Here is a 7,354-nt window from a genome sequence, read left to right on the forward strand (position 1 = left end):
GAGCACACGACTCATAATCGTTAGGTCCCCAGTTCGAGTCTGGGAGGGGCCACCAAATACCAAGGGTTAGCAGGTTAATATCTGCTAACCCTTTTTTGTTGCCTGCATTTTTATCAAAGAGTGGGTCAAGTAAGCCCAAGGCTATTTGGCTCCCTTCGGCCTAAAATAAACCTTTTACTCTTTACCGCCCTCTCCACCATTAATCCACCGTCGAGTATACTGGTCAAGCCCAAGTAGAAACTTTTAGGAAACGCTTCAACAAGAATTAGCGCCAGGCACTTAAACAAGAGCAACAGGCACTAATGCAGCAGTTGCTGACCTGTAAACGCCGCGTTATAGTCGGTGTTCTTATGGCTAAAGGATAAAACCATGGAAATCAAACAGTTACGTATATCCCAATTAGGACGATTTGAATCATTAGCAGTGCCATTAGCTCCCACTGCTGACATGCCTTCTAATGTGACTGTGCTGATTGGTAATAATGGTGCCGGTAAGACTTCTATTCTCAAATCTCTTGCGACAACGCTGAGCTGGTTCGTAGCTCGCATGCGCAGTGAAAAAGGCAGCGGTAGCCCCATCCCTGAAGAAGTGATCTTCAATGAAGCTGTGTCTGCTGCAATTGATATTCAGGTTCTTGGGGATTTTGAACAAACGTCTGATGCTAATAACGGCGAACCATTATATGAATGGACGCTGGCGAAAACGCGCACCGGTAAAAAAGCGCAATATACCAGTCAGCTGCAAGACGCCTCTCGACTAGCCGAACATTATCGCGCTTTGCTCACGTCGGATAATCAAGCCAGTTTACCCTTGATTGCTTTTTATCCTGTTGAGCGAGTGGTACTCGATATTCCACTTAAGATAAAAGAGAAACATAGCTTTTTGCAGTTAGACGGCTACGACAATGCCCTTAATCAGGGTGTCGACTTTAGACGCTTTTTTGAATGGTTTCGCGAGCGTGAAGACAGCGAAAATGAGTCGGGCATTTCTGCCGAAATGCTGGAAAAACTACTGAAAACCGTAGGCAAAGACAGCGAACTATGGGATGAGTTGCAGCAATTAAGTGCATCCTCTCGAGATCGCCAGCTAACGGCGGTGCGCACTGCTATTAGTAATTTTATGCCAGGCTTCAGTAATCTTCAGGTGCGTCGCAAGCCTAGACTGTTTATGTCCATCGACAAAGACGGTGAAACGCTAAACGTACTGCAGCTTTCGCAAGGTGAAAAATCCTTGATGGCGCTAGTAGGCGATATTGCCCGGCGCTTGGCGATGATGAACCCTGCCATGGCTAACCCGCTAGCCGGTGATGGCATAGTGCTGATTGATGAAGTAGATATGCACCTGCACCCTACTTGGCAGCGCAGCATTATTGCGCGTCTAACCAGTACCTTCCCTAATTGTCAGTTTGTGCTGACCACGCACTCACCATTGGTGATCAGTGACAGTAAAGATGTGCTGGTGTACTCACTGGATAATGCAGAGCTCTCTCAAGTGCCATCCCAGTATGGGCAAGATGCCAACAGTGTCTTGTTAGAGGTAATGGGCGCGCATATTCGCAATATCGACATCGGGAAAAAACTCAACGATCTGCTCGATCTTATTCAAGACAAACAGCTGTCTGAGGCGCATCAACTATTAAGTGAGCTGCAAACCGAACTACCAGAAAATAACCTTGAGCTAACTAAGGCTCATTTATTACTGCGCAAGCAAGAGCTATGCATGGCAAGTGCTGACGACAATGTAGAGCATAGTAAGCGAGAGCAGTAATGAAGAAGATTAATAAGGGGCCAGAGCCGTTAGCGTTAACGGCGTGGAAGAAGGCTAATCCACGAGCTAGCCATGCCACAGCGCAGACCGAGCGCCAGGCCATTCGCGATGCCTGCACTCGCGAGCAATTCTATTTATGCGCTTATTGCTGCCAATCAATTTCTGGGCACAAAACCGACACTATGAATGAGCATGTGCAAGCCCAGCAACTGGCCCCACAGCTTAGCCTTAGCTTCAACAATATTGTTGCCAGTTGCACCACTGCCAAACAGTGCGATGACGCCCACGGTGCCCAACCGTTACCGCTCACCCCTTTAATGGTTGAGTGTGAAACAGAGTTGCGCTTTAAGATTAGTGGCAGAGTAGAAGGCCTTACTGAACGGGCACGAGCAAGCATTCGGGTGCTCAATCTCGGGGACACAGAAGTAAACAACAAAGCACTCATCGAAAAACGTAAACGCTTGTCGGATGCCTTGTTATGGGCTAATGGCGTAGATCCCAGCGATGGTTTTGACGACGATGAACTGCTACTGATGTTAATAGACGACATCGCCCAGCCTCAAGACGGCAAACTCGCGCCCTTCTCCCCCGTCGTCGCCAACATACTCAACAGCTGGCTAGCCGGTTAACTATTTAAAAACTATAAAAAGAGACAACTCAATGAAAAAGTATACTTGGCTACCTGTTTTTCAGGCCGTATCAAAGTGGCTTAAAGATTATGAGCATCACCAACCTGAACTTATTAAAACATTACGCAAATTAGGTATAGATGAGGGACTGACTGATATAAACAAGAAAGATAAAGATACTCCGTTAAAAAGTATCGATCCTTTTACATTTTTTTGTATGTTTATGAAGTTCGGAGAAGAAAACCGCAAAACAATGTTTCATGAGTTGATTGATATTACCAGTCTTAACGTTGATCCTCCAAGTGACTTTTCGGGTGTTCCTAATACACAACCACTGAAAGTTTGGCTATTCCCGTACCTTAAAGCCCGCAAATCAGGCTCAATACCTACGCTATGGAAGCTATTCAGAGCAGCTGAAAAAAATAAAATCGATAGCGATTTATTCAACGCTGCTTTAGCTATTAAAGGAACAGGATTTACTAAACTCACACAATGTCTTTTTTATACATACCCAGATAAATATTTACCTATCGATGCGCAAACCAAGATCTGGTTAAAAAATAAAGGCGTAGCAATACCCAGGGCAAACTGGGAAGAATACAAAGAATGTCTTAAAGCAGTGAAAGCTGTAACTAGTAAGCCATTTTGGGAGGTATCACACCAAGCATGGCTTGAGAACCAAGAGCAATCGAATTCAGTTCAATACACTGATGAAACTGACGAGGCTGAACACAGTATCCATGAAGCCAGTCCTACTTCTTACCAAATAAAGGATAAGTTGATGTATGAATTTCCCTTAAACCAAATCCTTTATGGCCCACCAGGTACTGGTAAGACTTATGCCACCACAGAGATGGCAGTGAAGATTGCCGAGCCCCAGTGGTATCAGGACACCTGCGCAGCTCTTGTTAGTACCGAGCAATCGACTCTTGAGCTGCGGCACGCTATAAAAGAGAAGTACGATGAGCTAGTCAAAGCACGACGTATCGATTTTACCACCTTTCACCAAAGCTATTCTTATGAGGATTTCTTAGAAGGGATACGCGCTGATAGTGACGATGGAAAACTTAGCTACTCAGTAGCAGAAGGTGTTTTTAAGCGACTTGCCTTGGCTGCCAGTAGAAGTACGCTAGATCAAAACCATTTAGGCCTAAAGAGTGAGCCTCGCATCTGGAAAATATCTATTGGCGAACGTAATGAAGTTCAATTCAGGCAGAAATGTATTAAGCGTAGTGAGGCTAGAATCGGGTGGAATAAAACCGGAGATCTAGCAATAGAGCTCGATGCTCGCGATGAAAATATGCAGCAGTATTGGGAAAGCCTGTCAGGGAAAACACAGACCACTCTTACTTATTTTCAGCAAGGTATTGAAGTAGGTGACGTACTGCTGTGCTTGAAAGATCATACATCTGCACTGGCCATCGGCATTGTTACATCGGAATACCGTTATGAACCAAACGACGCTTGCGCTGGTTATAACCATGTCCGTGACGTTAACTGGATCCTATCCAATATCAACTTGAACATACTGCCACTCAATAACAACACAACTTTAGTCGCACAAACTGTCTATTCCTTAGATCGCATGACTTGGATTGACATACTAGCAGAGCTGTCACAACAGCAAATTACACTGCCTTCTACACTGAGTGTCCCATATCAAGATAGTGAGGCACCAAACTATGTGCTGATCATCGACGAGATTAACCGAGGTAATATTTCACGTATCTTTGGTGAGCTTATCACGCTACTAGAGCCAGATAAGCGTAAGGGCGGATCCGATACTCGTTCGGTGATCCTGCCCTACTCTAAAGAACCATTCTATGTGCCCGACAACCTCTATGTGATTGGCACCATGAATACCGCTGATAAATCGCTAGCACAGCTAGATCTAGCACTGCGCCGTCGCTTTAGCTTTGTAGAAATGCTGCCTCAAACTGATTTACTAAAGAACGTAGAGGTGTTTGGCGTAAATTTGGCGCAGATGCTGACCAAAATTAACCAGCGTATCGAAGTACTGCTAGATGCTGAGCACCTGATTGGCCACAGTTACTTTATGCCGCTACTAAGTATTGATGATGAAGTAGAGCTGCAAGTAGAGCTTGCTAAGCTGTTTGAGAACAAGCTGTTACCTTTGCTGCAAGAATATTTCTTTGATGATTATCAGCGTATCGGTTGGATACTGAATGTGCCTGAGCCAGGTAAACATCCTGATGAGCATTATTTTATTCTTACTGATAAAGCTCAAGAAGATAGCCTACCAAAGTTACATGAGTTGTTTGCACCGGACGTTGCCGAGCAGCTGATGGACAGACGTTACCGGATTAATAAAAAAGCGTTTAATAATTCTGAGGCCTACAAGAGCATAGTAGCATGAGCATAGTCGTACGTGAGTACGCCACTTTAACCTGTGACACAGTACAAGAGTCCAGCATGGATTTAGGTATAGTGTCACCGGCCACTTTTGATTGGCTGCTTGAGCTACAACAAGGTTGGAAAGGCAAAGCTGAACTACTCAGTATTGAAGGTAAAAAGCGTCTTAAACTGTGCAGTTATGTGGGCTATCTACAAAGCCCCCATGGTGAAGCCATAGAGATTTTGCCTAAAACAGAACGTGATGTGCCAGAAGAGCCAGCAAATCTGCGGCAGTTATTGCACCGCATGCTGCGTTCTGCACTGGGTGTGAAACACCGAGAAGCTAGCGCGGCGGACTTGCTTCGTTCACGAGATCCTTTACACGAGTGGGTAATCGGCCAGTTTTTATATGAACTGGCTGAGTTAGTACGCCGCGGTTTACGTTTTGATTATCAAAATATTGAAGAGGAAAGCCGTTTTATTAGAGGTCGGCTAAATATGACGCGCCAGCTTCGACAATCGCCGGGTAAAGCTACTCACTTTCATATCCGCTATGCCGAGTTTAGCCCCGACCGGCTTGAAAACAGACTAATAAAAACAGCTCTCGATGTGGCCTTTAAGTTAACCACAGCTCATAAAAATTGGCGTTTAGCTAATGTTCTAAGCCAACACTTAGTCAGTATCACATCGCTACAGCAGCCGCTACGCCAGTTTGAACGCTGGCAAGATAATAAAATGATGCAAGGCTATATAAGCATCAAGCCTTGGTGTCGGTTGATTTTGGAGCAACTTAACCCAGATTTTCAAAAAGGAAAACACAGAGGTATTGCCCTGTTGTTTCCTATGGAGCGGTTGTTTGAGAGCTACCTTAAAACCTGTTTGCAACAGCATTTAGTTGCAGGCGCTAAACTGATCCCTCAAGCTAGTCGTCGTCATTTACTCCGTCATATTCCTAGCTCAACAAGCAATAATACATCACAAAACTGGTTTGCACTACAACCCGATTTTTTAGTGATCCAAGATCAAGAGCATAGTGCGGTGTTGGATGCTAAATGGAAGCTACTTGATCAAAGCAAGACCACCAGTAAGCACAAATATGGTATCCAACAGGCAGATCTTACCAGATGTTCGCGTATGGTCATAAATACTTAAATGGCAAAGGCAGTCTGATGCTAATTTATCCGCAGCACCGTCTTTTTAAACAGCCATTACCCGTATTTAACTTTGATGACCAACTTTCTCTGTGGTGTGTACCACTAAACTTATTTACCGGTAAATTAGTGACTGGTGAATGGCTGCAGGATTTTGATTGCTTTGGCTCCTGTAAATAATGCTACTTAACTGGTGTCTACTTTAAGTCAGGCCACTCCATATTCCCCTATCGAGTTTTTTTAATATGGGAGGCATGTTTAGATACCCCTAGATATCGTCACAGTTTGTTAGCTTCAATATCAAAGCCAATTGCAGCCGGTTTAACATTTAAGCGCAGGCCGTCATTAATCACTATCAACTCACCACCACAGCGAGGATGCTTCAAGCCAAGAAAGTCCTTATCGTTGCCAGTATTTTGGTATGAAGGAAACAAGGTGTGCTCGGTAGAGCCACATCGTAAGCACTTGGGCAGCGCGATTCTGCCAGACAAGGCGTTATACGTCTGCTCCATATTAGAGACCCGTTTTTCTATATCTTCGCAGCTACTGTTTAGTTGACTAAGAGCATAAGGTAAATCTTTTTTTCTCTGCCACCAGCGTAGCGATTGGTTAGCTTGATCATGCTGTGCTTTTTCACTAAAAAGTTGGGCTCTCTGGGTTTCTAGCGTTTGTTTTAACTGACGTATTTCGGCTACTTCAGGAAATACCTCTATTGGATATATCTCTGTACACTGATGACACACCCCCATCTCAACATAGACTTGAAACCGAGTCTCTTCGACAAGGTAATAAAAGCCTGCGTGCTTCATTAAGCTCCAACAAAAGCTATCGCAACCTGTACAGCCATAAGTAAGTGTGGGAATAGACATTTATATCCTCAGTTCTTTAAAGACTTTTTACTACTGAAAGCGCTCAAATTGCTCCTATGTACTCGGATAATAACTTAACAAGCCCCCCCGATGTTAACTGATTAAACTTTATCCTGATGCCTATATTTAAGAAGTTAGATAGTGACGTCAACGCCACTTACCCTGCCCACAGGGTACGTGTTTAGTATGTCAGTAAATTAAAAATGATCTTTGCAAACGTCTCGGTTCTTTTAGGATCGCTCAGCAGTTGTAGCATTTGGTTTTGATGGGCTTCACCGCTGCTTAAAATGGCATCGTCCAGGGCTTTAGGGAAGTCGCCTAACATGGCCTGCTCTGGGCTGTTGTTGGCTAACTGGTGCATCACCAGCGTATTTTCGCGTACTTTATCGCGCACTGTGTAGGCATAGTTCACCATGTCTGAGTCGGTTAGCTCATCGGTAATAAATAACTCATTTAACTTGGCAACGATCTCCGATAAAAACTCTTCTTTTTTATCTTTAGCCTTGGCCGTGCCTAGGGCATCACCGGGTTCTAAGTCGTAGTCTTGCGCATTTTCTTGTAGCTGAATATCTTGCTGGCGGAT

5 protein-coding genes and 1 pseudogene are annotated in these 7,354 nt (G+C 44.4%); 4 read left to right on the forward strand and 2 right to left on the reverse strand.

The window, feature by feature from the left end:
- Positions 1-369: 369 nt before the first annotated feature.
- Genes ACTHY5_RS10275 through ACTHY5_RS10290 form a run of 4 tightly spaced genes read left to right on the forward strand, consistent with a single transcriptional unit; the run spans position 370 to position 5,903 of the window.
- Complete coding sequence (locus ACTHY5_RS10275) at positions 370-1,767, forward strand: AAA family ATPase (RefSeq protein WP_441879328.1); 1,398 nt, start codon at positions 370-372, stop codon at positions 1,765-1,767.
- Complete coding sequence (locus ACTHY5_RS10280) at positions 1,767-2,396, forward strand: hypothetical protein (protein ID WP_441879330.1); 630 nt, start codon at positions 1,767-1,769, stop codon at positions 2,394-2,396. Before ACTHY5_RS10275 ends, ACTHY5_RS10280 begins: the two co-directional genes overlap by 1 nt.
- A 31-nt stretch (positions 2,397-2,427) precedes the next feature.
- The gene (locus ACTHY5_RS10285; protein WP_441879332.1) at positions 2,428-4,773 is read left to right on the forward strand and encodes an AAA family ATPase; all 2,346 of its coding nucleotides are present in this window, start codon (positions 2,428-2,430) and stop codon (positions 4,771-4,773) included.
- Positions 4,770-5,903 carry an McrC family protein gene (locus tag ACTHY5_RS10290; RefSeq protein ID WP_441879334.1) on the forward strand — a complete coding sequence of 378 codons (1,134 nt, stop codon included), beginning with the start codon at positions 4,770-4,772 and terminating at the stop codon, positions 5,901-5,903. The genes ACTHY5_RS10285 and ACTHY5_RS10290 overlap by 4 nt, the downstream gene beginning before the upstream one ends.
- 277 nt (positions 5,904-6,180) lie before the next feature.
- On the opposite strand, the gene ACTHY5_RS10295 is transcribed toward ACTHY5_RS10290, so the two are convergent.
- Positions 6,181-6,771, reverse strand: a complete 591-nt coding sequence (locus ACTHY5_RS10295; protein ID WP_441879336.1) for a hypothetical protein — start codon at positions 6,769-6,771, stop codon at positions 6,181-6,183.
- 181 nt (positions 6,772-6,952) lie between these two features.
- A pseudogene (locus tag ACTHY5_RS10300) lies at positions 6,953-7,354 on the reverse strand (type I restriction endonuclease subunit R); the annotation flags it as partial.

Source organism: Oceanisphaera sp., assembly GCF_052084945.1.
Taxonomy (GTDB): domain Bacteria; phylum Pseudomonadota; class Gammaproteobacteria; order Enterobacterales; family Aeromonadaceae; genus Oceanimonas.

Bases quoted from the DNA above. Each gene is read 5' to 3' on its own strand.
- ACTHY5_RS10290 (WP_441879334.1), top strand. From the start codon at position 4,770: ATGAGCATAGTCGTACGTGAGTACGCCACTTTAACCTGTGACACAGTA.
- ACTHY5_RS10295 (WP_441879336.1), bottom strand. From the start codon at position 6,771: ATGTCTATTCCCACACTTACTTATGGCTGTACAGGTTGCGATAGCTTT.
- ACTHY5_RS10285 (WP_441879332.1), top strand. From the start codon at position 2,428: ATGAAAAAGTATACTTGGCTACCTGTTTTTCAGGCCGTATCAAAGTGG.
- ACTHY5_RS10280 (WP_441879330.1), top strand. From the start codon at position 1,767: ATGAAGAAGATTAATAAGGGGCCAGAGCCGTTAGCGTTAACGGCGTGG.
- ACTHY5_RS10275 (WP_441879328.1), top strand. From the start codon at position 370: ATGGAAATCAAACAGTTACGTATATCCCAATTAGGACGATTTGAATCA.